27 protein-coding genes, 1 tRNA gene and 1 pseudogene are annotated in these 25,733 nt (G+C 41.0%); 13 read left to right on the top strand and 16 right to left on the bottom strand.

Annotated features, from left to right (window positions below):
- Positions 1–47: 47 nt before the first annotated feature.
- Positions 48–506, top strand: a complete 459-nt coding sequence (locus IA57_RS05510) for a 6-pyruvoyl trahydropterin synthase family protein (protein WP_036120359.1) — start codon at positions 48–50, stop codon at positions 504–506.
- 120 nt (positions 507–626) lie between these two features.
- Entirely contained in the window at positions 627–1,379 is a 753-nt protein-coding gene (locus IA57_RS05505; protein ID WP_036120356.1) for a UDP-2,3-diacylglucosamine diphosphatase, read from the top strand.
- Here IA57_RS05505 and IA57_RS05500 read toward each other — a convergent pair.
- From IA57_RS05500 to IA57_RS05490, 3 genes are all read right to left on the bottom strand, one after another.
- Positions 1,376–2,644: an MFS transporter gene (locus tag IA57_RS05500; RefSeq protein ID WP_036120353.1), complete on the bottom strand. Its 1,269-nt coding sequence runs from the start codon at positions 2,642–2,644 to the stop codon at positions 1,376–1,378. The two genes, IA57_RS05505 and IA57_RS05500, sit on opposite strands and share 4 nt — an antisense overlap.
- A 77-nt stretch (positions 2,645–2,721) precedes the next feature.
- Complete coding sequence (gene recJ / locus IA57_RS05495; protein ID WP_036120350.1) at positions 2,722–4,404, bottom strand: single-stranded-DNA-specific exonuclease RecJ; 1,683 nt, start codon at positions 4,402–4,404, stop codon at positions 2,722–2,724.
- A gap of 92 nt (positions 4,405–4,496) precedes the next feature.
- A complete protein-coding gene (locus IA57_RS05490) occupies positions 4,497–4,919 on the bottom strand; it encodes an OsmC family protein (protein WP_036120349.1) in 423 nt (140 codons plus the stop codon).
- 73 nt (positions 4,920–4,992) lie between these two features.
- Here IA57_RS05490 and IA57_RS05485 point away from each other — a divergent pair.
- Positions 4,993–5,583 (top strand): annotated as a pseudogene (locus IA57_RS05485) (carboxymuconolactone decarboxylase family protein).
- Positions 5,584–5,686: 103 nt separating this feature from the next.
- Here the strand turns inward: IA57_RS05485 and IA57_RS05480 are convergent.
- The 3 genes from IA57_RS05480 to IA57_RS05470 form a co-directional block, all read right to left on the bottom strand.
- Complete coding sequence (locus IA57_RS05480) at positions 5,687–6,256, bottom strand: uracil-DNA glycosylase family protein (RefSeq protein WP_036121344.1); 570 nt, start codon at positions 6,254–6,256, stop codon at positions 5,687–5,689.
- A gap of 98 nt (positions 6,257–6,354) precedes the next feature.
- Entirely contained in the window at positions 6,355–7,026 is a 672-nt protein-coding gene (rsmI, locus tag IA57_RS05475; protein WP_036120346.1) for a 16S rRNA (cytidine(1402)-2'-O)-methyltransferase, read from the bottom strand.
- A 23-nt stretch (positions 7,027–7,049) separates the two neighbouring features.
- On the bottom strand, positions 7,050–7,775 hold the full coding sequence (locus IA57_RS05470; protein WP_036120343.1) for a hypothetical protein: 726 nt from the start codon (positions 7,773–7,775) through the stop codon (positions 7,050–7,052).
- A 102-nt stretch (positions 7,776–7,877) separates the two neighbouring features.
- Between IA57_RS05470 and IA57_RS05465 the strand changes: the two genes are divergently transcribed.
- The 7 genes from IA57_RS05465 (at position 7,878) to IA57_RS05435 (ending at position 15,450) form a co-directional block, all read left to right on the top strand.
- Positions 7,878–8,528 carry a thymidine kinase gene (locus IA57_RS05465; protein ID WP_036120340.1) on the top strand — a complete coding sequence of 217 codons (651 nt, stop codon included), beginning with the start codon at positions 7,878–7,880 and terminating at the stop codon, positions 8,526–8,528.
- Positions 8,518–9,630, top strand: coding sequence for an alanine racemase (alr, locus tag IA57_RS05460; RefSeq protein ID WP_036120337.1), 1,113 nt, complete (start codon positions 8,518–8,520; stop codon positions 9,628–9,630). The genes IA57_RS05465 and alr overlap by 11 nt, the downstream gene beginning before the upstream one ends.
- A gap of 62 nt (positions 9,631–9,692) precedes the next feature.
- Positions 9,693–10,094 (top strand): large conductance mechanosensitive channel protein MscL, encoded by a 402-nt coding sequence (mscL, locus tag IA57_RS05455; RefSeq protein WP_036120335.1) that lies wholly within the window; start codon positions 9,693–9,695, stop codon positions 10,092–10,094.
- Between the two features lie 137 nt (positions 10,095–10,231).
- A complete protein-coding gene (locus tag IA57_RS05450; RefSeq protein ID WP_036120332.1) occupies positions 10,232–11,221 on the top strand; it encodes an aspartate-semialdehyde dehydrogenase in 990 nt (329 codons plus the stop codon).
- Between the two features lie 76 nt (positions 11,222–11,297).
- Positions 11,298–12,392 carry an SO2930 family diheme c-type cytochrome gene (locus IA57_RS05445; RefSeq protein WP_036120329.1) on the top strand — a complete coding sequence of 365 codons (1,095 nt, stop codon included), beginning with the start codon at positions 11,298–11,300 and terminating at the stop codon, positions 12,390–12,392.
- A gap of 10 nt (positions 12,393–12,402) precedes the next feature.
- Entirely contained in the window at positions 12,403–14,487 is a 2,085-nt protein-coding gene (locus IA57_RS05440) for an FG-GAP-like repeat-containing protein (RefSeq protein WP_084176725.1), read from the top strand.
- 48 nt (positions 14,488–14,535) lie between these two features.
- The gene (locus IA57_RS05435; RefSeq protein ID WP_036121338.1) at positions 14,536–15,450 is read left to right on the top strand and encodes an ABC transporter ATP-binding protein; all 915 of its coding nucleotides are present in this window, start codon (positions 14,536–14,538) and stop codon (positions 15,448–15,450) included.
- Here the strand turns inward: IA57_RS05435 and IA57_RS05430 are convergent.
- The 7 genes from IA57_RS05430 to pdxA all read right to left on the bottom strand — a co-directional run bounded on the left by IA57_RS05430 (position 15,447) and on the right by pdxA (position 21,726).
- Positions 15,447–16,556: an NAD(P)/FAD-dependent oxidoreductase gene (locus IA57_RS05430; protein ID WP_036121335.1), complete on the bottom strand. Its 1,110-nt coding sequence runs from the start codon at positions 16,554–16,556 to the stop codon at positions 15,447–15,449. The genes IA57_RS05435 and IA57_RS05430 overlap by 4 nt on opposite strands.
- Positions 16,557–16,711: 155 nt before the next feature.
- Entirely contained in the window at positions 16,712–18,064 is a 1,353-nt protein-coding gene (accC, locus tag IA57_RS05425; protein WP_036120326.1) for an acetyl-CoA carboxylase biotin carboxylase subunit, read from the bottom strand.
- A gap of 73 nt (positions 18,065–18,137) precedes the next feature.
- Positions 18,138–18,632, bottom strand: a complete 495-nt coding sequence (gene accB / locus IA57_RS05420; RefSeq protein ID WP_036120323.1) for an acetyl-CoA carboxylase biotin carboxyl carrier protein — start codon at positions 18,630–18,632, stop codon at positions 18,138–18,140.
- A 44-nt stretch (positions 18,633–18,676) separates the two neighbouring features.
- Positions 18,677–19,672, bottom strand: coding sequence for a beta-ketoacyl-ACP synthase III (locus tag IA57_RS05415; RefSeq protein WP_036120320.1), 996 nt, complete (start codon positions 19,670–19,672; stop codon positions 18,677–18,679).
- Between the two features lie 180 nt (positions 19,673–19,852).
- Positions 19,853–20,056, bottom strand: coding sequence for a 50S ribosomal protein L32 (gene rpmF / locus IA57_RS05410; protein ID WP_036120317.1), 204 nt, complete (start codon positions 20,054–20,056; stop codon positions 19,853–19,855).
- 9 nt (positions 20,057–20,065) lie between these two features.
- Complete coding sequence (locus IA57_RS05405; RefSeq protein WP_036120314.1) at positions 20,066–20,605, bottom strand: YceD family protein; 540 nt, start codon at positions 20,603–20,605, stop codon at positions 20,066–20,068.
- 74 nt (positions 20,606–20,679) lie between these two features.
- Positions 20,680–21,726, bottom strand: a complete 1,047-nt coding sequence (pdxA, locus tag IA57_RS05400) for a 4-hydroxythreonine-4-phosphate dehydrogenase PdxA (protein ID WP_036120311.1) — start codon at positions 21,724–21,726, stop codon at positions 20,680–20,682.
- A 63-nt stretch (positions 21,727–21,789) separates the two neighbouring features.
- On the opposite strand from pdxA, the gene IA57_RS05395 reads away from it, so the two are divergent.
- Positions 21,790–22,380 carry a riboflavin synthase gene (locus IA57_RS05395; RefSeq protein ID WP_036120310.1) on the top strand — a complete coding sequence of 197 codons (591 nt, stop codon included), beginning with the start codon at positions 21,790–21,792 and terminating at the stop codon, positions 22,378–22,380.
- Positions 22,381–22,390: 10 nt separating this feature from the next.
- Here IA57_RS05395 and IA57_RS05390 read toward each other — a convergent pair whose 3' ends face one another.
- The 3 genes from IA57_RS05390 to mce all read right to left on the bottom strand — a co-directional run bounded on the left by IA57_RS05390 (position 22,391) and on the right by mce (position 23,907).
- On the bottom strand, positions 22,391–22,600 hold the full coding sequence (locus IA57_RS05390; RefSeq protein WP_036120308.1) for a hypothetical protein: 210 nt from the start codon (positions 22,598–22,600) through the stop codon (positions 22,391–22,393).
- Positions 22,601–23,350: 750 nt separating this feature from the next.
- A tRNA-Ile gene (locus IA57_RS05380) sits at positions 23,351–23,424 on the bottom strand.
- 78 nt (positions 23,425–23,502) lie between these two features.
- Positions 23,503–23,907: a methylmalonyl-CoA epimerase gene (gene mce / locus IA57_RS05375; protein WP_036120303.1), complete on the bottom strand. Its 405-nt coding sequence runs from the start codon at positions 23,905–23,907 to the stop codon at positions 23,503–23,505.
- Between the two features lie 95 nt (positions 23,908–24,002).
- On the opposite strand from mce, the gene rbfA reads away from it, so the two are divergent.
- A complete protein-coding gene (gene rbfA, locus IA57_RS05370) occupies positions 24,003–24,398 on the top strand; it encodes a 30S ribosome-binding factor RbfA (RefSeq protein WP_036120301.1) in 396 nt (131 codons plus the stop codon).
- Positions 24,399–25,607, top strand: a complete 1,209-nt coding sequence (locus tag IA57_RS05365) for an ABC transporter permease (protein WP_036120298.1) — start codon at positions 24,399–24,401, stop codon at positions 25,605–25,607.
- The last annotated feature ends 126 nt before the right edge of the window (positions 25,608–25,733 follow it).

Raw genomic sequence — 25,733 nt, 5'->3', positions numbered from 1 at the left:
CAATTGGTTTTACAAATTCAATACCTTTGCAATGAAATTTTTATCTCATGAGTAAAATACGAATCACGAAGCAATTTTCTTTCGAAACTGGACATGCCCTTTACGGCTATGATGGTAAATGTAAAAATGTGCACGGTCACAGCTATAAGCTATCGGTTACCGTTATTGGCACTCCTATTAACAATACCGACCACGTAAAGTATGGAATGGTGATTGATTTTGGCGATTTAAAAAAAATCGTAAAAGAAGAAATCGTCGATGTATTCGATCATGCCACGGTATTCAACAAAAACACGCCACATGTCGAACTGGCCAAAGCACTAAAAGATCGCGGGCATAGCGTTATGTTGGTCGATTACCAACCTACCAGCGAAATGATGGTGATTGATTTTGCCGAAAAAATAACCCAACGGTTGCCGAAGCATATTTCGCTGTTTGCTTTAAAACTTCAGGAAACCGAAACCAGCTATGCCGAATGGTATGCCAGCGACAATGCATCCCTTTAAAAAAAGGGATCATATTTCATTCCGTAAGGCCCTAAAGGTCTTAGCAAATCACCATGCAAAACCGCAAAAAACAGCATAAATAGCTTCCTGCCTCCGCAGGAATTTGTATATATTTACCCTATGAACATTCCAAAAGGAAAAAAAATATACTTTGCTTCCGACAACCATCTAGGAGCACCCACACAAGAAGCCTCGCGCCCTCGTGAAAAGAAATTTATTTCCTGGTTAGACACCATTAAGCAAGATGCTGCCGCTATTTTCTTACTCGGGGATTTGTTCGACTTTTGGTTTGAATATAAAACTGTTGTTCCAAAAGGCTTTACCAGAACCCTAGGAAAACTCGCCGAAATAAGCGATTCTGGCATTCCTATTTATTACTTTGTGGGCAACCACGATTTGTGGATGAACGGTTATTTTGAAGAAGAATTAAACATTCCCGTATACCATAAACCTCAGGAATTCACCTTTAATAACAAAACCTTTTTAATTGGACATGGTGATGGTTTAGGCCCTGGCGACAAAGGCTATAAACGCATGAAAAAGGTGTTTACCAATCCGTTTTGCAAATGGTTGTTTAGGTGGTTACACCCAGATTTAGGCGTAAAACTAGCCCAATACCTCTCTGTAGAAAACAAACTTATTTCTGGCGATGAAGATGCCAAGTTTCTTGGCGAAGATAACGAATGGCTGGTGCAATACTGCAAGCGAAAAGAAGCCCAAAAACATCGCGATTTTTATGTGTTTGGCCACAGACATTTGCCTCTTGAAATAGATTTAGAACACCAGGCCAAATACATTAATCTTGGCGATTGGATAAACTACTATACCTATGGCGTTTTTGATGGTGACGCTATGGTATTGAAGCAGTATTAGTTTTCTTGACCATGTGCTTTGTAGTCTTCGGTTAAATCTAGGGTTCTAAGCACTTTATTCCGTTTGCCAATAATGGTTACGGTTATTAGAGTCATAATCCCCCCAAAAACCACGGCTCTAGCTGGGCCAATTAGCTTGGCGGCCAACCCGCTTTCAAAAGCGCCTAGCTCGTTAGACGAGCCCACAAACATCGAATTTACAGACGACACACGCCCTCGCATTTCATCGGGTGTTTTAAGCTGTAAAATGGTTTGCCTAATAACCATGGAAATACCATCGGCAGCACCACTTAAAAACAAGGCTACAACACTAATCCAAAACACCGAAGACAAACCAAAAGCAATAATGCAAAGTCCAAACACAAAAATAGACCCTAGTAACTTTTTACCAGCATGTTTAGAGACCGGCATATAGGTCGTTAAAAACATGCTTACAATGCTTCCTAAGGAAATAGAAGCGTTTAATATACCAAATCCTTGCGAACCCACCTTTAAAATATCTTGCGCAAAAACCGAAAGTAAGGCTACCGTTCCTCCAAACAAAACCGCAATCATATCTAACGTTAAAGCACCGAGAATGGCTTTGTTAGAAAATACAAACTTAACCCCCTTTTTTAAGCTTTGTTTTATAGGCTCGCCACGGTTAGGGTTTAAAATGGGCTTTTTCTTGATTAAGAAAATAAGGCCTAACGACATCATAACCATAATAAAAATAACACAAAGTGTTTTTGGCACCCCCATCCAATGAATAAAAAACCCACCAAAAAGCGCTCCTAAAACGGCAGCGGCCTTCCAGGTGCTGGTGCTCCACGTGGCGGCATTTGGGTAAACCTTTTTAGGAACAATAAGCGCGATTAGGGAAAAAATAGTTGGCCCAAAAAACGCGCGTAAAAACCCTCCAAAAAAGACCAGCGCATAAATACCGTACAACACAGAGGTTGTTGTCCATCCGGCAACCACCTTATCCCAAGTTAACAAAAACAGACCTAAGCTAATTAGTGAAAAGGCTGCAATACATAGGGCTAATAGGTTTCGTTTTTCCCTTTGGTCGACTATATGCCCTGCAAAAAGCGCCATGGTAAATGCTGGAATAATCTCCATTAGACCTATTATACCAAGGGCTAACGGGTCTTTAGTTAAAGTATAGACTTCCCATTCGATAACGATAAACTGCATGGACCACCCAAAAACCAACAAGAATCGAACTAAAAGGAACATGTTAAACTCCTTAAATCGCAAGGCCGCATAGGGATCTGTTTTTGCCATAAGTCTTTGTTTTTACGCTGTCAAAAGTACCGCTAAAGCTGTACGATGAAACGTTTTTTTTAATTTAATTCAGGGAGCTATTTTATATCTTTTAATTTCAATTGAATGGAGGTCTGCCCATTCCAATGGTTTTCATCAATGGCATAGGCTGCTTTAAAAGGTTTGCCGTTAGCGATTATGGGATGTTTTTCCCCCAGACCAAAACCAATGCCTACGAGTCTTTTTGTATTATCGCCTACCATAAGCCGTAAATGTGTGCCATCGCCAACGCATTTACCATAGCCTGTATCGCGCAGCTGCTCGCTCATAAAAACAGGCGCCAAGTTTTGTGGCCCAAAGGGTGCAAATTGCTTAATAATCCGCATAAGCTTATCATCAACTTGGTGCAGGTTTATTTTTAAATCAATTTTTATTTCGGGTATTAATAAGGCTTTATCTATGGTTTGAGAGACCACATCTTCAAAAGCTTGTTTAAAAGCGGGGTAGTTTTCTTCTTTAAGGGTTAGTCCAGCGGCATATTTATGCCCGCCAAACTGCTCAATAAATTCGCTACAGGCTTCTAGGGCATTGTACACATCGAAACCGGAAACCGATCGCGCCGATGCGGCCAACTTGTCACCACTTTTAGTAAACACCAAGGTTGGTCTGTAGTACGTTTCTGTTAACCTAGATGCTACAATGCCTATCACCCCTTTATGCCAAGATTCGTGATAAACAACTGTAGTAAACCCTTCTTGTTCGTTATTGGTTTCTATTTGCTCAAGCGCTTCTTGGGTAATGCGTTTATCGGTTTCGCGTCTATCGGTATTAAAGGCATCTATTTCTATGGCGTAGTTTACTGCGGTATTAAAATCGGTTTCAGTAAGTAACGTCACGGCGTGATTGCCGTGTTTCATACGGCCTGCGGCATTAATTCTGGGCGCTACAATAAACACCACATCGGTTATGGTAAGGGTGTCTTTTTTTACTTCAGCTATAATCGCTTTTATACCTGGTCGTGGCTGGCTGTTTATTACCTGCAACCCAAAATACGCCAACACGCGGTTTTCTCCTGTAATGGGCACAATATCGGCACCTATGGCCGTTGCTACCAAATCGAGATAAGGTACTAAATCTGCAACCGTTTGCCCTTGCCTAGAGGCCAATGCCTGAATAAGTTTAAACCCAACGCCACAGCCACAAAGTTCTTTGTAGGGGTATTGGCAATCGTCGCGCTTTGGGTCTAAAATGGCAACGGCTTTTGGCAACTCATTGCCTGGCCTGTGGTGATCGCAAATAATAAAATCGATGTCTTTTTCTTTGGCATAAGCGACTTTATCTATGGCCTTAACCCCGCAATCTAACGCAATAATGAGTGAAAAATCGTTGTCATGAGCAAAATCAATCCCTTTAAACGACACGCCATAACCTTCATCATAACGATCTGGAATATAGGTTGCCACCAAATCGGTTCTGGTTTTTAAATAGGAACTCATTAAGGCCACCGAGGTTGTACCATCTACATCATAATCGCCGTACACCAAAATTTGCTCTCCTTTTGCAATCGCAGCTTCAATTCTAGCCACCGCTTTATCCATGTCTTTCATTAAGAAAGGATCGTGCAAATCGTCCAAGCTTGGGCGAAAAAATGTTTTGGCAGCCTCATAGGTTTCAATCCCACGTTGTAACAATAAGGTTGCAACAACGGTATCTACCTGCAAGGCCTCTTGAAGGGTTTTAATTTTTTGGGAATCGGGTTTGGGTTTTAGCGTCCAGCGCATGCTCCTTTTTATTTTTTTATGTTATTCCAACTAGCCCTGAGAAATCTCTTTTCAAGACACTTCGACAGGCGCGGTATAACACTTATAATCAATTATTTGTTATGATAGTGAATGCTTGTTTTTACATTGGCAAATTTGCGAAACATTTCCATCACGCCACAGTATTTCTCGATGGACAAATCGACCGCTTTTTTAATCTTCTTTTCGTTTAAATCCTCGCCATAAAAGTGGTATTCTACCGTTACAGTGTGGTAGTATTTTGGATGTTCTTCGGTCAATTCGCCATAGGTATCCATTCTAAAATCGGAGATTTTCACTTTCATCTTATCCAGAACAGACACCACATCCAAACCCGAACACCCTGCTAAGGCAGAAAGCATTAACGCTTTAGGTCGCAAGCCAGAATTATGGCCGCCGTGTTCTTCTGAAGTATCTATAAGCAGCGTTTTTCCGCTTGGGTTATCCGATTCAAATTGTGAGTTTCCTTTCCAATGCGTGGTTACTTTATTTGTCATTTTATGAAGATTTTTTGTTTCTTGTCATAAGTACGTTACTTATTACATCAAAAATACCAATAAAAAAAAGACTATGCCACTTGTTACACCGTTATCCGCAGATTACGATTTAGAAACCCAAAAACTGGCCGAATTCTTTAACGAAACGCTTGGTTTTTGCCCAAATTCCGTACTCACCATGCAACGCAGGCCAGCCATTTCCAAAGCGTTTATAAACCTCAACAAAGCCGTAATGGCCAACGAAGGCCGGGTAACCTCTGCACTAAAACGTATGATTGCTTGGGTGAGTAGTAATGCCACAGGTTGTCGGTATTGCCAAGCGCATGCCATACGTGCCGCAGAACGCTATGGTGCCGAACTGGAGCAACTGAATAACATTTGGGACTACCGTACCCATCCTGCTTTTTCTGAAGCCGAACGTGCCGCTTTAGATTTTAGTTTGGCTGCCAGCTAAGTGCCTAATGCGGTTGATGCGTCTATTCAAAAACGCCTGTATGAATATTGGGACGAAGGTGAAATTGTAGAAATGTTAGGTGGGATTTCATTGTTTGGTTATTTAAACCGTTGGAATGATAGTATGGGAACTAGCATTGAAGCGGGCGCTGTAGCAAGTGGTGAACAGTATTTAGGGAAACACGGTTGGGAATCTGGTAAGCATGGTTGATTAAAACCAAGATTTCAGACCGCTTCACTTTTAGAACATAGGCGAGCCTTGCTAGAAATAGAGAGGTTTTATGTTTTAATTAAAAGGATGTGGATAGAAGTGATTACAATATCATCTCAACTCTTTTCCTTAACTCCGGCAAAACGTCAACCTCAAACCAAGGGTTTTTGGTAAGCCAAAACCGATTTCTAGGACTTGGGTGTGGTAACGGCAGGTATTTTGGCATATAGTTTTTAAAGCTCTTAACCGTTTCGGTTAGGGTGCTTTTAGCCTGCTCTTTTAAATAATAACGCTGTGCATACATGCCTATTAAAAGCACCAATTCAACCTGTTTCATGTTATCAAACAACGGTTGGTGCCATTGCGGCGCACATTCTGGTCGTGGTGGTAAATCGCCACTTTTTCCTTTTCCGGGATAACAGAATCCCATAGGTAGTATGGCAAAGTTTTTAGGGTTGTAAAATTGCTCGGGCGTCACATTCAACCAATTTCGTAATTGCTTGCCACTGGCATCGTCCCAAGGAATACCCGACTGGTGGACTTTTAGGCCTGGTGCCTGACCCACAATCACAATTTTTGAATGTTTATCGGCAGAAACAACAGGTCTTGGACCTAATGGCAAATGGTCTTTGCAAATGGTGCAGTGTTTTATGTCAGATAGAAGTTTCCTCATAGAATTCAGCATCTTGTCATTCAGGAGGAGGAATGACTGAAGAATTTCAACATAAATAAAAGATTCTTCGTTTCACTCTGAATGACATTCACAGGCTTTTATCTTTTCCCACCAACCACAACCACAATTTCGCCTTTTGGTGATTTATTGGTGTAATAGTCCAACACCTCTTTAGCCGTTCCGCGAATGGTTTCTTCGTAGAGTTTGGTCAATTCTCGTGATACCGAAACAGGCCTGTCCTCACCAAAATACTCACAGAAATGCGCGAGTGTTTTTAAAAGCTTATGAGGTGATTCATAAAAAATCATGGTCCGAGTTTCTTCTGCTAGCAAATTTAAACGTGTTTGCCGTCCTTTTTTAACGGGTAGAAAGCCTTCAAATACAAACTTATCATTAGGCAAGCCACTATTTACCAAGGCTGGCACAAAAGCCGTTGCGCCAGGCAAACATTCCACGTCTATACCGTTTTCAACACATGCTCTTGTCAATAAAAACCCTGGATCGGAAATTGCGGGTGTACCCGCATCGCTAATTAAAGCCATAGTAACTCCGCTTTTTAGCTTGTTAATTAAGGCTTCCACCGTTTTATGTTCGTTATACATGTGGTGCGACTGCGATGGTGTATTTATGTCAAAATGCTTTAATAATTTTCCCGAAGTACGCGTATCTTCGGCCAGAATTAAATCGGCGGCTTTTAATACCTCAACGGCCCTAAAGGTCATGTCTTTAAGATTGCCTATAGGCGTTGGAACAATGTAAAGTTTCCCCATGTTGTTTTCCCTAAAATGGCCGCCTAATTAAACTTGCTTTCAATAATATGCATAAAGCGGGCTTCAAATTCTTCTTTGCCCTCCCAATTGTTATAGTCTGGTTTAACCATGTTTTGGATTAAGCCATGTGCCTCCTCGAAGTCTGAGGCCGTATTTAACTGCGATAAAACGCGGTCGTAATCCTTGTTATCGCCATTAAACAGGTGTTTAATAAAGGCTATCTTATCGTTTAGGCCTATGTTAATACCTTGTTTTAGCTTATCGTTTAGGGATTTTTTTTGTGCGGTCTTAGATACGGGCTCGAACACCGGGATGTCCTTAAAATCGGCCGTTATGTCTTCGAAGTCGTCCTTATGGTATTTTTTTTGTGGCAATATTTTTTCTAGCACCTCATCTACTTGCTGGGTTTCATGAGGCATATGGGCCACCATGTCCTTAATTTTTTCGATGGCGGGTTCCATAATATCATCGTCTTCAACTTCGTCTAGGTTAATGTACACCTTATCTTCAACTTCTATGGTGTCGCTAACCTTATTGTTAAAGGCCACATCTAGCATTTCAAAAAACGACGAATCGCTTCCTATGGTTGGTAAATCGTCGTCTAGATTTTCTTTGGCAAATTTTAAAACGGTGAGTTTTTCATAAAGCTCGGCAACCTCTTTATGCATTCTATCTATATCGTCCTTGCCCTTTAATTTAAGTATTCTATGTGCAATACTCATTAATTCTGCCTCTAGTTTCTTCTTCATAACTTTTAAAGTTTATTGCAATTTATGCTTTTGTTTTTTAATAAATTTACGCCACCTTTATACAAAACGAGTATCAACGGACTTTAGTGCTAAAATTACAAAATGTTTCTCGAAAACACAGTAAATCATAAAGAACAATTTGGTTGGATAGAAGTTATTTGCGGATCGATGTTTTCGGGTAAAACCGAAGAGCTTATCCGCCGGTTAAAACGCGCCAAATTTGCAAGGCAGAAGGTTGAAATTTTCAAACCGGCCATCGATATACGCTACGATGAAGGTATGGTTGTCTCGCACGATGCCAACGAAATTCGGTCGACACCCGTTCCTGCGGCGGCAAACATTCCTATTCTTGCCGATGGATGCGATGTTATTGGCATAGACGAAGCTCAGTTTTTTGACGATGAGATTGTACGGGTTTGCAACGATCTGGCCAATAAGGGCATACGTGTTATTGTCGCCGGATTGGACATGGATTTTAAAGGCAATCCTTTTGGGCCTATGCCCAACCTAATGGCAACGGCAGAGTATGTTACAAAAGTACACGCCATCTGCACCAAAACCGGCAATCTTGCCAATTACAGCTACCGTAAGGCCAAAAGCGACGATTTAGTGTTGCTTGGCGAAGTTGATGAGTACGAACCCCTAAGCCGTGCGGCCTTTTTTAAAACCATGCAACGGGACAAGGTGAGAAACATGAACGTTAACGATGCCGAAGAGCTCTTGCCAAAACAAACAAAAAACAATGCCAAATAAAATACGGGAAACCACGTTGTTTATCGATTTAAAAGCTTTAGAGCACAATTACGCCTACTTAAAATCGAAGCTTAAACCAAACACCAAATTTCTTGCTGTCGTTAAAGCCTTTGCCTATGGCAGCGACGCCCAAATAATTGCTAAAAAACTTCAAGACTTAGAGGTCGACTATTTTGCGGTGGCCTACACTAGCGAGGGCGTAGCCTTAAGAAATGCCGGAATAACCAAACCCATTTTAGTGCTGCACCCACAATCGGTGCATTTTAAAACCATTATAGAACGCTGTCTGGAACCCAGCCTTTACAGTCATTTTGTTTTAAACGAATTTATAGCAGTCTCCGAAAAGCTAAACCAAAAGCACTACCCAGTTCATATTAAATTTAATACAGGCTTAAACAGATTGGGGTTTAATGCTAAAGACATCCCAACAATAGCCGCTAAAACAAAAACCACTTCGGCCATTGAAACCCGGTCTTTGTTTTCGCACTTGGCCGCTAGCGAAGATTTTAACGAAAAAGCCTTTACCCTAGCGCAAATTGAAACGTTTAACACCATTTGCCAAACTTTTGAAAAGGAAACCGGCCTAAAACCATGGCGACACATTTGCAATACCTCGGGCATTTTAAATTACCCTCAAGCGCATTTTAACATGGTAAGAAGCGGTATTGGGCTTTACGGCTTTGGCAATTCCAACGAAGAGAACAAACACCTTATTCCTATTGGCAGACTAAAAACCTTAATCTCACAAATACACACCTTAAACCCCGGCGAAAGCTTGGGCTACAACAGAGGCTTTATTGCCGATAAACCCACCAGAACCGCAACCCTGCCTATTGGCCATGCCGATGGTATTGGCCGCCAATACGGCCAAAGAAAAGGCTATGTTATTATTAACAACCAAAAAGCTTACATCACAGGAAATGTATGCATGGACATGATTATGGTAGATGTTACAAATATTGATTGCCAAGAAGGCGATGAGGTAATTTTGTTTGACGAAAACCACACCGCCGAAGCCTTTGGCAAAACAACCGGAACCATTTCCTACGAAGTTATAACAGGCCTGTCAAAACGCATTAAACGTGTTTTTTTAAACCAATAAGTGCTGTTTTTAAGAAAATTACCTATTTTTAGGTCAATAACACTAATCATAAAACAATTATCATGTTAAAAGAGTTTAAAGATTTTGCCATGAAAGGCAATTTAATCGACATTGCCGTTGGTTTTGTAATGGGTGCGGCATTCAACAAAGTTGTGGCATCGTTTACCGGAGGTATTATCTCGCCGTTAATTGGCTTGGTCTTCAAATCCGATTTCAAAACGTTAAAGTACATCATTCACGAAGGCGTTACAAATGCCGATGGCGTTTTAGAAGGTGAAGTTGCCGTACACTGGGGGGAATTCCTTACCAATGTTATCGATTTTATTATCGTTGCTTTTGTGATGTTCATGGTTGTGAAAGGTGCCAACAAAATGAAAAAGAAAGAAGCACCAGCTCCAGAAGCGCCAAAAGGACCTTCGCAAGAAGAGTTATTGGCAGAAATTAGGGATTTGTTAAAAAAATAACCCCTTGTTAAAAATATAACTGTTTTACATTTCTTGTTAAAAAGCCTGTGTTAACCAAAAACACAGGCTTTTTTCATCTTATAAAAAAGAATTAATACTTAGCTTTGCCACTGTATAATAACTAAAGTGTTTTTACAATGAAAGTAGCTGTTGTTGGCGCCACCGGAATGGTTGGCGAAGTTATGTTAAACCTCTTAGAAGAGCGCAATTTCCCTATAGAAACCTTAATTCCTGTAGCTTCTGAAAAAAGCGTTGGTAAAGAAATTTCTTTTAAAGGAAAAACATATCCCGTAGTCAACCTCGCTACAGCTGTAGCATTAAAGCCAGACATCGCTCTGTTTTCGGCAGGCGGCAGCACATCGTTAGAATGGGCGCCTAAGTTTGCAGCAGTTGGAACGACGGTTATCGATAATTCATCGGCTTGGCGTATGGACCACACAAAAAAACTAATTGTGCCGGAAATTAATGCCAATACGCTTACTAAAGACGATAAAATTATAGCCAACCCCAACTGTTCGACCATACAAATGGTTTTGGCCCTAGCGCCCCTACATAAAAAATACACCATAAAACGCATTGTGGTTTCAACTTACCAATCGGTTTCCGGAACCGGGGTGAAGGCAGTAGAGCAACTGGATAACGAAATGGCAGGCGTAAAAGGCGACATGGCCTACCCACATCAAATTCATCGCAACGCCATTCCGCATTGCGATGTGTTTGAGGAAAACGGCTATACCAAAGAAGAGATGAAACTGGTACGTGAAACCCAAAAAATCTTAGACGATAAAACCATTGCGGTAACCGCTACGGCCGTTAGAATTCCAACCTCGGGAGGACATAGCGAATCGGTTAATGTGGAATTTGAAACCGATTTCGATTTAAACGACATCAAACACATACTTTCGCATACAGAAGGTGTTGTTCTACAAGACAACCCTAGCGCCAACACCTACCCCATGGCTGTTAACGCCCATGGAAAAGACGACGTGTTTGTAGGAAGGCTTAGACGTGACGAATCACAACCCAACACCTTGAATATGTGGATTGTTGCCGATAACCTTAGAAAAGGTGCTGCGACAAACACCATACAGATTGCAGAATTCCTAAAAAACAACAACATTATTTAAATAAACAACTGCTAAACTGTATAGTTTTCAACTATTTTGATATTTTTACATACTTTTTTCCGAAAAGCATGTAAAAATGTTAAAAAAACTAACCAGCATAATGCTTTTGGCAGGGCTATTTTTTACCATGGCCTGCTCTAACGACGATAGCGACTATGTTAATGCCCCCAACCCCCAACAGGAATCTCCTGTGGTTTTTAACCTAGAGCAAGTTCCTTACCCCAAATTAAGCGATTATAATTTTTTTGAAGGTCCGCAAGCCAACCACCAACCCGTTTATGGTGTGCTGCCATACAGCATCATTAACACCCTATTTAGTGATTATGCTAAAAAACAACGCTTTGTCTGGATGCCACAACATGTTCAGGCCAGTTATACAACAGCCGGCGATGTCCTAGAGTTTCCAACGGGTACCGTTTTAATAAAGACTTTTTTTTACGACCATGTCCTGCCCACAGATACCCGAAAATTAATCGAAACCCGATTAATGATAAAAAAACAAAACGGCTGGGTATTTGCCAATTATGTTTGGGATAACGACCAAAACGATGCTTTATTGGACTTAAATGGCAGCTTCCACAACATTGAATGGCAAGCGTTAAACCAAACTAGGACTGTAAATTACAGGGTTCCTTCAGAGGCCGAATGCCATACTTGCCACAAATCAGGAGAAGTCTCTATCCCTATTGGGCCAAAGCCCAGGAACCTAAACATGACCTATCCGTATTCCGAAGGCACAAAAAACCAATTACAAAAATGGCAAGAGATGGGGTATTTAGACCAAACCTTACCAGAGGATGTTCCAGCTATCCCAAATTGGAAAGACGAAAGCCTTCCGCTTACCCTTAGGGCCAGGGCCTATTTAGACATTAATTGCGCCCATTGCCACAGCGAGGAAGCCCACTGCGCTTACCGTCCTGTTAGATTCGATTTCGAAACTTCAGAAAACCTAACCAACCTAGGGGTTTGTGTTGAACCAGATACCGATTTGGGTGTAGGGCTTACCCATATTGTTACCCCCGGAAACCCCAACCGATCGGTGCTGCACTACAGATTAAACGCTACCGACGAGTCTGTTAGAATGCCCCTCTTAGGGAGAACCCTAGTGCAAGACGAAGGGCTTTTATTAATTGAAAACTGGATCACATCCTTAGAAAACAACTGCAACTAATTAACACCTTATGAAACGACAACTCCTCTTCCTTTTAACCCTTATAATGTCTGGTATTGGTTATGCTCAAGCCGGCTATACCTGCGCCGAAGCTATTGCCATAACCGCAGACGATACCAATACCATAACCTCCCCGGGAATTATAGGCAGCGAAGTCCCTTCGCCTGTCTGTGCCGCAAACGGATCTGGGGCCACAGGAGGTTATTGGTACACTTTTCAGCCCACAACCACAGCAACATATACCCTAACCACAGATTTAACCGTTAATACGGGAATAGACACCCGCGTACATGTGTACACCGGAAGTTGCGGCGCACTAACATGCGAAGCAGGTGATGACGATAGTGGTGCGGGCTATTTATCCCATTTGGAATTTTACGGGGTGGCTGGCACAACCTATTACATTGCATTTGATGACAGATGGGATACTGATGGTTTTGAGTTTATGCTTATTGAAGGCTTCCAAATCCCCCCTCCAGAACCAGGCGAGTTTGTCTTTATTCAAGACCCTTCCATTTCTATGAGTGGAACCTCCTATGCTATGGTAGACATGGATAACGATGGGTTGGACGATTTGGTGAGCGGCTCTTCTACGCATGTAAATATTAACCACCAAACCGATACCGGTTTCTCGTACCAGTCTTTTCAAGCCCCTGCTAGCTTTGGACCTTCTTGGAGCATGGCTGCTGGAGATTTAGATGCCAACGGTTATAACGACCTTATTTATGGTGCCTCTAGCGGCGTGTCTATTGTAATGGCCAACGGTACAGGAACAGGCTACTCCCAGAGCTATACCACCAGCACCTATGTGTTTTCGCAACGCTCTAACTTTGTTGATATTAACAACGATGGTTTCCTAGACGCATTTGTTTGCCATGATGTTGATCAAAATGTTTATTTCATTAACGATGGAACAGGAGCTGTAACCTTTTACCAAGGAGCCTCAACGGCTTTGCCCAACGGCTTAGGCACACACAGTAGCGGCGGAAACTACGGCACCGTATGGATTGATTTCGACAACGATAGGGACGTCGACCTGTTTATTGCCAAATGTAGAGGTGGTAGCGTTACCCATAAAGTAAATGAACTCTGGCGGAATGACGGTAATGGCGTGTTTGTAAACATAGCCGATTTGGGCTATTACCAAAGCAACTTTCCCGACCAAGGTCATAATAACAGTTCTAATTTAGGAGACCCCATTCAAACTTGGTCTTCGGCTTGGGCCGATTTTGACAATGATGGCGATATGGATGTGTATGTTGGCGCAAGCTCATCGGCCGATGGCCCGCACAAATACATGATTAATAATGGCGATGGTACGTTTACCAATGCAACCGCAACCGCAAACATCTCTAACGCCCCTTATGGCATTGAAAATGCTCCTGGCGATTTTAACAACGACGGCTATGTAGACATTCTTACAAGCGGTAAAATATTGCTTAATAACGGCGATAATTCGTTCACCCTGCACGAAACCGACATGCCGCCAAGTGGTGCTATTGGCGACGCTAACAACGATGGCTTTTTAGATGTGTTTAGAGGCAGCCTTTACCTAAACAACGGTGGTAATGGCAACAACTATGTAAAAATTAAAACCGTTGGTACGGCAAGTAATATAAATGGTATAGGAGCCAGAATAGAAGTGCATACAAGTTCCGGAACACAAATTAGAGATGTAAGAAGTGGTGAAGGCTTTGAGTTTATGAGCTCTTTAACAGCCCATTTTGGGTTAGGTACAGAAACCACCATTAATAACGTTACCATTTATTGGCCTTCTGGTGTTATAGATGTTTTTCCTAATCTGGACATTAACACCCAACACACCCTAATAGAGGGCGCTTCCTTAGCTATTGAAGACGCACATTTATCTGATCTGGTTATCTACCCGAATCCTGTTAAAGACAACATTTATTTTGAAACCTCCGGCAACGTTATCGGTAAAATTGCCACTGTTTTCGACATAAACGGAAAAATTATACAAAACGAAAGACTTGAAAAAACCCAGCTAGATGTTTCGACTCTTGCTGCTGGGGTTTACATTTTAAGGCTTGAACTGGAAGGGAAAACTACCACCCGGAAATTTATCAAGAAATAATATAAAAAAACCCACTTGGATTCAAGTGGGTTTTTTTATTTTTCGCCCATGCTGCAAATAAAAAACATAACGTTCGCTTATAAAAAAACGCCCATTTTAAAAGCTATAAGCTTTAATGTTAAACCTGGCGAACATGTATCGATTATTGGTGAGAGTGGTTCTGGAAAAAGCACGTTATTAAAATTAATCTATGGTGAATACGACCTTGATGCTGGGCAAATTTTATGGAAGGACACCCCCATTTTAGGGCCTAAATTTAATTTGGTGGTGGGCTATGAGTTTATCAAATATGTGGCACAAGAATTCGACTTAATGCCCTTTACCTCCATAGAAGAAAACATTGGCAAACACCTTTCTAACTTTTTCCCAAAAGAAAAAAAACAGCGGATCGCCGAACTGTTGGATGTTGTTGAGCTTACTCCCTTTGCTAAGCAAAAAGTAAAAACCCTTAGCGGTGGTCAAAAACAACGTGTTGCCCTAGCCAGAGCACTGGCCAAGCAACCCGAGATTATGTTGTTAGACGAACCTTTTAGCCATATAGACAGCTTTAAAAAACGCCGGTTACGCCGAAATCTGTTTCGGTACTTAAAGCAGAAAAACATTAGTTGTATTGTCGCTACACACGATAAGAACGATGTTTTGGGGTTTGCCGATAGAATTTTAGTCCTACAAGACAGCAAACTTATTTTAAACGATTTACCCGAAGTTATTTACAAACACCCTAAAACCCCTTTAGTGGCTTCGTTTTTTGGAGAATGCAACACCATTGACGGACAACTGGTCTATGCCCATAGGCTAGCTGTTGTGAAAGATGCCCCCCTTAAGGTTACCGTAAAGCAAACGTACTTTGAAGGATATCGGTATTTAATTGAGGCCACCAAGGAAGACCATACAATTATCTTCTACCACCAGGAATATTTAAATCCCGGCAAGGATGTTTGCCTTAAGATTGTAGCTTCCTAAGCTAAACTAGCGAGCTCCTCTCCTATCTGGCTTCCTATGGCTACGCCCATACCACCCAGTCTAACCCCGCAAAATACTCTATCTGACAGGGGTTTTACAAGCGCTTTTTTTGTTGCGCCAACCCCCATAATACCAGACCAAAAATAAGCCACCTCAACAGGCGTATCTGGTAAGATAACCGTTTTTAGCAGTTGTTTAAGTGTTGTTTTTACAACATCTGTTTGCCCAAAATCGAACGTCTCTTCTGTCTTAAAATCTAGGTTTCTTCCGCCTCCTAATAGTATTCTGTTATTAATATTTCTAAAGTAATAGTAGCCCTTATCTAAATGAAAAGTGCCTTTTATACGAAGGTTTTTTATTGGTTTGGTTATTAGCACTTGGGCTCTGGCAGGTTTAACATCCTCAGCAATTAACTTGGCTGCAAAGCCGTTGGTGGCCACGAACAGTTTGGCTGTTTTAAAGTCTATTATTGACGTTTGGACATGCACACAATCAGGCTGTTCCTGAAACGCCAAAACTTCAATATTATTTAAAATCAAGATCTCTTCTGAATGGGCTTTTTTTAGCAGTGCCTGCATCATTTTTCCGGTGTCAATTTGGCCTTCAAAAGCATTGTAAATAATCTTTTCCTGAATGTTTTGAAACCCATTTGTATTGGCCTTTAAACGAAACACCGGGGTCTTAAAAACAGGTTTTAGCAGGCTGTTTATTTCTGGCACCTTTGCCATGCATGTTTGGTACAAGGCTTCGTTTTCTGAAAACAGTTCATACCCGCCGTATGCTTTATACCCAATGGCCTTATCAGACAAGCGCTCACGAAGCAACTTTAGCCCTTTATAGCGTTTTTCTACAAGTTTACAAACCTCTGCTGTTGTATGATGGTTTAAGTCGTCTAAAATCTCGCTCATGCTCCCAAAGCAAGCAAAACCTGCATTCTTGGTACTTGCACCTTGTGGTAATATGCCGCGCTCGACAACCACAATCTTGGCTTTTGGGAATCTGGCTCTTAAACCCAGAGCACAATTAAGCCCAACAATACCGCTTCCTATTACGGTAAAATCGATGTTTGAAAACCATGTTTGCTTTTCCCAGTAAGACATTTCCATAGCACCTAAGGTAAGCATTTTTTTAGGCAAGGATGGTAATTCTTATGCCTTTTGACCCAAACAATACACATTTAATGTTCAAGCTAAAAAGCTTGTCTTGACATGCCCTTTAAAGGACAAAAAAAACTCCGAATTTTCATTCGGAGTTTTACTATTTAGTTTTCTTCTAGTGGTTGCATTTCAAAGTCTTCCATAAACTTGGTGGTGTAGTTTCCTGCCAAGTAATCTGGATGGTCCATTAATTGCCTATGGAAAGGAATGGTAGTTTTTATACCTTCAATCACAAACTCATCCAAAGCACGTTTCATTTTGTTAATGGCCTCCTCACGGGTTTGTGCCGTGGTGATTAATTTGGCAATCATAGAGTCGTAGTTTGGCGGAATAACATAGCCTGCATACACATGGGTATCTAACCTTACCCCATGCCCACCTGGTGCATGTAATGTGGTAATACGTCCTGGCGAAGGTCTAAAACCGTTAAACGGGTCTTCAGCATTAATTCTACATTCTATAGAGTGTAGGTTTGGCGTATAGTTTTTACCAGAGATTGGCACGCCTGCAGCAACTAGGATTTGCTCTCTAATAAGATCGAAATCGATAACCTGCTCGGTAATTGGGTGCTCTACTTGAATACGGGTATTCATTTCCATAAAGTAGAAGTTTTTGTGCTTATCTACCAAAAACTCTATGGTTCCGGCACCTTCATACTTAATGTACTCGGCAGCTTTAACGGCCGCATCGCCCATTTTTTTACGCAAGGCATTGGTCATGAATGGCGACGGCACCTCTTCGGTTAGTTTTTGGTGACGACGTTGTACCGAACAATCCCTTTCTGATAGGTGGCAGGCTTTCCCGTTAGAGTCGCCTACAATTTGTATTTCGATATGTCTAGGCTCTTCTATAAGCTTTTCCATATACATATCGTCGTTACCAAAGGCTGCTTTAGATTCTTGTCTTGCCGAATCCCATGCGTCTCTTAGGTCTTCTTGTTTCCAAACGGCACGCATGCCTTTACCTCCACCACCGGCAGTGGCTTTAAGCATTACTGGGTAGCCCACCTCTTCGGCTAGCTTTTCGCAAGTGTCGTAGTCTTCTATAATACCCTCACTACCAGGAACACAAGGCACGCCGGCCGCTTTCATAGTGGCTTTGGCTGTGGCTTTATCTCCCATTTTGGAGATCATCTCTTCTGAAGCGCCTATGAATTTAATATGGTGTTCTTCGCATATTTTTGAAAACTTGGCGTTCTCTGATAGAAACCCATATCCGGGGTGAATGGCATCGGCATTGGTAATTTCTGCCGCTGCGATAATGTTTGATATTTTTAAATATGATTCTGAGCTTGGTGCAGGCCCTATGCATACCGCTTCGTCTGCAAACTTAACGTGCAGGCTATCGGCATCGGCGGTTGAGTATACTGCCACCGTTTTAATGCCCATTTCTTTACAGGTTCTAATAACACGTAAGGCTATTTCCCCTCTATTGGCTACTAATATTTTCTTGAACATAACGTCTGGTTTAAAATCTCAAAAATTCCAAATTCCAACAAACTGGGATTTGCTTTTGGAATTTTAAATTAGGTTATGATGGATCAACCAAAAATAATGGTTGGTCAAACTCCACTGGCGATGAATCGTCTACTAATACTTTAACGATTTTGCCCGAAACTTCCGATTCTATTTCATTAAACAGCTTCATGGCTTCGATAATACAAAGCACATCGCCTTCTTTAATTGTAGATCCTACTTCAACAAACACCGGCTTATCTGGCGATGGTTTTCTGTAGAAGGTTCCAATAATTGGAGACTTTATGGTTATGTATTTAGAGTCTTCTGCTGCTGCAGGTGTTTCGGAAACAGCTGCGGCCGCCGGCTGAACGTGTTGTTGTGGTGCGGCTGGCATTGGCGCTTGGGCAACGGGTGCATTTACTGGAATTTGCTGCACATACGTTGTGGTTTCCTTATCGTCGCTTCCTGTTTTTATTGTAATCTTTACATCATCGGTTTCCAATTTAACCTCACTTGCACCCGATTTAGCTACAAATTTGATTAAGTTTTGAATGTCTTTTAATTCCATGATTTTTAGATATTAATTAATATGTTTAGTCCTTGGTTAGTTGTTTATGAATTGTACGCCCATTTTAAATAAATTGACCCCCAAGTAAAGCCACCACCAAAGGCGGCAAAAATGAGGTTATCGCCTTTTTTAAGCTGGTGCTCAAAATCGTATAATAAAAGGGGCAATGTGGCTGATGTTGTGTTGCCGTAACGGTGAATGTTTTTTAGCACCTTGGCTTCGTCTAGCTCCATGCGGTTGGCTGTGGCATCTATAATACGCAAATTGGCTTGGTGTGGCACCAACCAAGATACATCGTCCTTGCTTAGGTTGTTTCGTTTCATAATCTCCTCGCAAACCCCTGCCATATTCGATACGGCAAACTTAAATACAGTACGCCCATCTTGGTGTACAAAATGCTGTTTGTTTTTTACGGTGTCTTCGTTTGGGGGTAGGATAGAGCCACCGGCTTCTATTTTAAGAAACTCGCGTCCGGCACCATCGCTGCGTAAAAATTCGTCTTGAAATCCTAGGCCTTCGGTATTGGGTTCTAGTAATACCGCTCCGGCGCCATCGCCAAAAATAATACAGGTTGTCCTGTCGGTATAATCTATTATCGACGACATTTTATCGGCGCCTATTAAAAGTACTTTTTTATACCTGCCAGATTCTATATAGCTTGCTGCTGTAGAGAGGCCGTACAAAAAGCTAGAACAGGCGGCTTGCAAATCGTAAGCAAAGGCATTGGTTGCGCCAATTTCGCTAGCGGTATAAACGGCTGTCGATGCGACTGGCATATCGGGTGTTGCGGTTGCAACAATAACCAAATCAATGTCTTTGGGATCTAGCGCTTTCTTTTTAATTAAATCTTGAGCGGCTTTTATGGCCATATAAGATGTGCCTTTACCTGGTTCTTTAAGTATTCTGCGCTCTTTAATACCAGTTCTGGTTGTTATCCATTCATCATTGGTGTCGACCATGGTTTCTAAGACCTTGTTCGACAGCACAAACTCGGGAACGTATGCGCCTACAGCTGTAATGGCTGCTGTAATTTTACTCATCGCTATATTAAGTTAGTTGCCAAAAAGCGAAAATTCATCAAAAATGGTTGTGTTTTTTGATGTATTAAATGCTTTTGGAAGCAAATGTGATGCAAATTAAGTTGTTTTTAAGACTTTCAAAAATTAATCATAAAAAAAACGCTCATGGTTGAGCGTTTTAATATATGCGCGCATAATAGTTTATGCAACATTTTCTTCTGCCTCAGAGTTGTCAATTAGTACTTGACCTCTGTAATATAGCTTTCCTTCGTGCCAATGAGCTCTGTGGTATAAGTGAGCTTCTCCTGTTGTAGGACACGTTGCAATTTCTGGAGCAACTGCTTTGTAATGTGTTCTTCTCTTATCTCTTCTTGTTTTAGAGATTTTTCTCTTAGGATGTGCCATTTTATATAATTATTTATCCGTTAATAGTTTTTTTAATTTATCCCAACGAGGATCTGTTTCCTCTTCGCTTTCTATAGGTTCTTGTTGTTCTGGACTTAATGCGTCAAGTTTTTCGAGTATGGCTGAGTTTAATGTGCCGTCTTCTACCCCTGGGTGTATACGCTTACTTGGTACAGAAAGTACTATAAGTTCGTAAATGTACTGTTGAATGTTAATTTCGTATTCGCCATGAGGGATGATAAGCATGTCTGTCTCATCGTTATTATACTCTTGGCCAAATTTTACAACCAGATTAAATGTGTTTGAAATAGGCTGGTTATAAGGTTCGTTTGTTAAATCGCAATTAACATTTACACTCCCACTAAACGTAAAGTTTAATTCTAACAGGGTGGTTTTTTTTTCAAGTTCGACAGCGACTTTTACGTTGCTATCGTTAAACTCGTCATACTCAAAATGCTCAAAGAACTGGTTTCCAATTTTGTACTCAAATTGATGTTTTCCCAGCTTTAATCCAACAAACTGAATTGTAAACTCTTTCAATAACTTCATTACCACATCGTATTTGAGCCTGCAAATATATGAAATAATTGTTTAGGCTCAGCAACTTATAAACATTTTTTTGTTTATATCTTTTTCTGGTTTGTTTTTAGTGGGTTTTCGGTAAGTGCTTGGTGCTCTTCTCTGTTTTTAAATATCTTAATTGCTGTAAAAACGGCTTGCTTAAACGAGTTTTCGTCGGCTTCGCCCTTGCCGGCAATCTCGTAGGCGGTCCCATGGTCTGGAGAAGTCCTAACCTTATTAAGTCCTGCCGTATAATTTACCCCATTGCCAAACGACAGGGTTTTAAACGGAATTAGCCCTTGGTCGTGATAAGAAGCCACAATAGCATCGAAATTTTTATAATTGTTCGAGCCAAAAAAGCTATCGGCAGCATAGGGGCCAAAAACCAACATGCCTTTTTCTCTTAAGGCCTCCAGTGTTGGCCTTAAAACCTCGTCGTCTTCTTTTCCTATAACCCCATTGTCGCCAATATGTGGGTTAATGCCCAGAACGGCTATTTTAGGTTTTCTTACCTTAAAATCCTGCTGCAACGATTTGTGAATGATGTGCAGTTTTTCCTGAATGCGCTTTGCTGTAATGTGATTGGTAACTTCTTTTACAGGCACGTGGTCTGTTAATAAGCCTACTTTTAGGGCATCGGTAACCATAAACATTAGGCTATTTCCTTCTAATTCCTGAGCCAAATAATCTGTATGTCCCGGAAATTGAAATTCGTTAGATTGAATGTTGTGCTTGTTTATTGGTGCTGTAACCAAGGTATCTATTGCGCCTTCTTTTAAATGCTGTACCGCCAGTTTTAACGACTTTATAGCGAGCTCGCCAGCTTTCGGGCTTTCTTTCCCAAATTCGATGTTAACCTTTTCGTTCCAGGCATTAAACACATTCAGTTTGCCGTGCACCACCTTATCTATGGTATTAATGCCGTTAAAGTTTACGTTAAACCCAAAATGCTTTTTTAGGTGGCTCATGGTTTTTACCGAAGCATAGATAACGGGCGTACAGAAATCCAGCATCCTGCTATCTTCAAACGTCTTTAAAATAATTTCCCCTCCTATACCATTCAAATCGCCTATGGTAATCCCAACTTTGATTTTTTCTTTAACCTTCATTAAAATTAATCTGTTTTGTTCGTAATTTTGTTGTTACAAATTTAGACAAATAAAAAGGATTTTATGTTTACAGGAATTGTTGAAGCGCTGGGTGTTGTAAAAAAACTTGAAAAAGATGGTAAAAATCTGCACCTTACCCTAAGCTGCCCCTTTACCAACGCCCTAAAAATAGACCAAAGTGTATCGCACAACGGGGTGTGTTTAACCGTTGTTGATATTGACCAAGACACATATACTGTTACTGCTATTGATGAAACCTTAACAAAAACCACCCTTGGCCAGTTAAGCGTTGGCGACGTTGTTAACCTAGAGCGCGGCATGAAACTGGGCGATAGGCTAGACGGCCATATTGTTCAGGGCCATGTAGACCAAACCGCTATTTGCACCAATATTTCGCAACATGCTGGCAGTTGGGAATTTGCCTTTGAGTACGATGCCGCACTAAACAACCTAACCATTGAAAAAGGTTCTATTACCGTAAATGGGGTAAGCCTAACCGTAGTAAACTCTGGCATAAACACCTTTAGTGTGGCCATTATTCCTTATACGTTTAAACACACCAACTTTAACCAACTACAACTTAACAGCGTTGTTAACCTAGAGTTTGATGTTATTGGTAAATACGTTCAGAAAATAAATTCGGTAAAAAATTAAGAATACGTGCCTATTTTAAGGCCTTTCGTTTTTTGTAGGCCCCATAGGCCAATGCCAAACCGGCAACCACATACACCCCACCATCTATAGGGGTTCCTGGTGGTATTGGTCCTGTCATAGGTTGAGGAGCAGGAAGGCTTTCACTATTTTGTGCCGTACACACAAAACTTAGCAACACCAATAAAACGGACACCAATATGGGTTTGTACTGTGTTTTCATTTAGCTGTAAATGTATAAAAAAAACGCTATGGGCAAAACAAAAAACATCTTTTAAGTGCAAATAAAATCGATTAAGTGCGATTTTACTGCTGTTTGCCTCACGGTTCTTTAACTCAAAGATATGTTTTTTTGGCTTATGGCAAACGAAAAAGGCATTTAATTTATTGTTATTAAATGGGTTGCAGGTGGTTTAAAAATCAATCCTTCTGGATTATGACATTTATAATTACGGTTCATGGTTTATAGTTGTTGTTTTGTTAATACCACACGACACACTTGTACTGAGTTTACCGGAGTAATCGTGCGGTAGCGAGGGTCGTTTTTAGCGGGTGTTCGTTTCTGCCTTTATGTGCTGTTTTTTCCGTTTTATGCTTTAACTGCCTCTTATGCCCAAAGGCTTCTTTCATACTTTATCCATACCGAAGCCATACTTAAGCTATACTGGAGCCAAGGCGGGAGTGGTGAGACGGGAGGCGTGAGGCGTGAGACGGGAATACTGTTGCGGGGTGTCAGTTGTCATTTAATAGAATCAGAAATAAAGAATCAGGAGCCAAGAGTCAGGAACCAAGACGGAAGACGTGACCCTTTGGTGGCACTCAGTATAGCAGTGGGTAGTGGGTAGTTAGTAGTGAGTAGTAGGGATTGGGACTTTTTTTTGATAATCACAATTAATATCGCTAATCCAAAAATGTTTCATCTGAAAGCACAAAAAAAGCCTTACATTTCTGTAAGGCTTTCATTTTCAATCTGTGGTCCCACCTGGGCTCGAACCAGGGACTTTCTGATTATGAGTCAGATACTCTAACCAACTGAGTTATAGGACCCATTAGCATAACACTAATATACTCCTTTAAAAAAGAGTGTGCAATATTACTACATATTTTAAAATCCTACAAGGTTTTTTACGCCTTTATCTCTTGGCACAACTCAATTAATACCCCATTGGTAGACTTTGGGTGCAAAAAGGCCACCAGTTTATTATCGGCACCTTGCTTGGGTGTCTCGTTTAAAACAACAAAACCCTCCTGTTTTAAGCGGGCTATTTCGGCAGTAATATCGGCTACATCAAAGGCAATATGGTGAATGCCCTCGCCCTTTTTTTCTATAAATTTGGCTATCGGGCTGTCTGGGGTGGTTGCTTGCAGCAATTCAATTTTATTGGGGCCCGAGGCAAAAAACGAGGTTAGCACCCCCTCGCTAGCCACCGTTTCCATTTTGTAATGGGGTGCATTAAACAGCTTTTCAAAAAGCTTATTAGAAGCCTCAATATCTTTTACCGCTATGCCAATGTGTTCTATCTTTCTCATGATTAATATTGTGAAATGTGGCCTAAAAATAACATAATAATCAAATAACCGTTATTTTTGTACCTTGAAAGTTTAACGATTTAGTGGGATTACTTATGGAAGAAACGCAAAGACAGAAAAAAATCGCTTCGGTATTACAGCAGGATTTGGTAGATGTGCTGCAAAAGGCTGTAACCCAAAGTGGTTTAAGAGGCATTATTATTTCGGTAACCAAGGTAAGGGTTACGGTAGACCTATCCAACGCCAAGGTATACTTAAGTATTTTTCCAAAGGATAAATCCGAAGCACTATTAGATGGCATTGCTTCTAACAAGCATTTAATTAAGCACGAATTGGCCCAGCGCACCAAAAACCAATTGCGCAAAATGCCCGAGCTTCATTTTTACATTGATGATACGTTGGAGTACATCGACAGTATCGAGCGGTCGTTAAAAGGTAAAGACAACCCCATTGAAAACCCAGACCTCTTGGACAAACGAAAAAAGTCGTAATTGAATTTTTCCTTTTACATCGCTAAGCGTTACCTTTTTACCAAAAGTTCCAATAATGCTATAAATTACATTACCATTATTGCTACCATAGGGATTGTTCTTGGTTCTGCGGCCTTGTTTATTGTTTTGTCGGGGTTTGCCGGGCTTAAGGATTTTACCCTGCAGTTTACCTCCATTATCGATCCCGATCTTAAGGCTCAGCCTGCAACAGGAAAATACATGGTGCTTACAGAAGCAGAAACCCGCAAACTAAGCACCCTAAAAACCGTTAGCGCCCATTCTAAAATTATTGAGGAGCGGGTGTTTGTGGCTTATGAAACTAAAAACTACCCCAATGCGTTTATAAAAGGTGTTGATGAGAACTACCAAACCGTAACAGCTATAGATTCTGTAATTGCTTACGGCAATTGGCTAACATCAAAATCTAACCAAGTAGTCACCGGCATGGGCATTTCCAACACCCTTTCTATTGGGGTTTTAGACTACGGAAAAAAATTAAATCTCTATGTGCCAAAGCCCGGAAAAGGCCAAATTACATCGTTAAAAGAAGCCTATAATTCATTTCACGCTATAAATGTTGGTATTTTTGATGTAAACGAAACTTTAAACGACACCTACATTTACACGCCTATTGACATGGCTAGGGCCCTCTTGGAAGTTCCTAAAAATAGCTACTCGGCCATAGAGTTTAAGCTGCACCCCAATGCTACCGAAGCAGAAGCCCGAAACGAGATTCTTGGGGTTTTAGGAAACAAGGTCACCCTTAAAAATAAGGCCCAGTTAAACGATGCGCTGTACAAAATGCTAAACACCGAAAACTTGGCGGTTTACCTAATTTTTACGTTAGTTCTGATTATTGCACTTTTTAATGTTATTGGCTCTCTTATTATGATGATTTTAGATAAAAAAGCCAACTTAAAAACCTTGTACAGTACGGGGGCTACCTTAAAAAGCATTCAACGTATTTTCTTTTACCAAGGCAGCTTAATGTCTGTTTTAGGTGGTGTTTTGGGGTTGGCCATAGGCTATATTATTGTACGCTTACAAATCGCCTTTGCTTTGGTTATGATTACCCCATCGTTACCCTATCCAATGATTGTGAAATGGGAAAACCTTATACTCGTGTTTTTAACCATTTCCTGTTTGGGAATTATAGCCTCAAAAGTGGCATCGAGCAGAATTTCGAAAGCCTTAATTGAAGTCCAATAAATAAGCCCCTGAAACGAGCCAGCCTCAACATCTAAAACCAGCATGCTTTTATTTTGCACGCCTCTTTTTCATTGGCATGCCATTTTAATGGAAGCCCAATGCAGAGTGCCTAGAGTAGTTTTTCAA

The sequence above is a fragment of the Mangrovimonas yunxiaonensis genome (assembly GCF_000733475.1).
GTDB lineage: Bacteria > Bacteroidota > Bacteroidia > Flavobacteriales > Flavobacteriaceae > Mangrovimonas > Mangrovimonas yunxiaonensis.
Note: the sequence above shows the minus strand (reverse complement) of the source record. Positions and strands in the feature narration are given on the sequence as shown.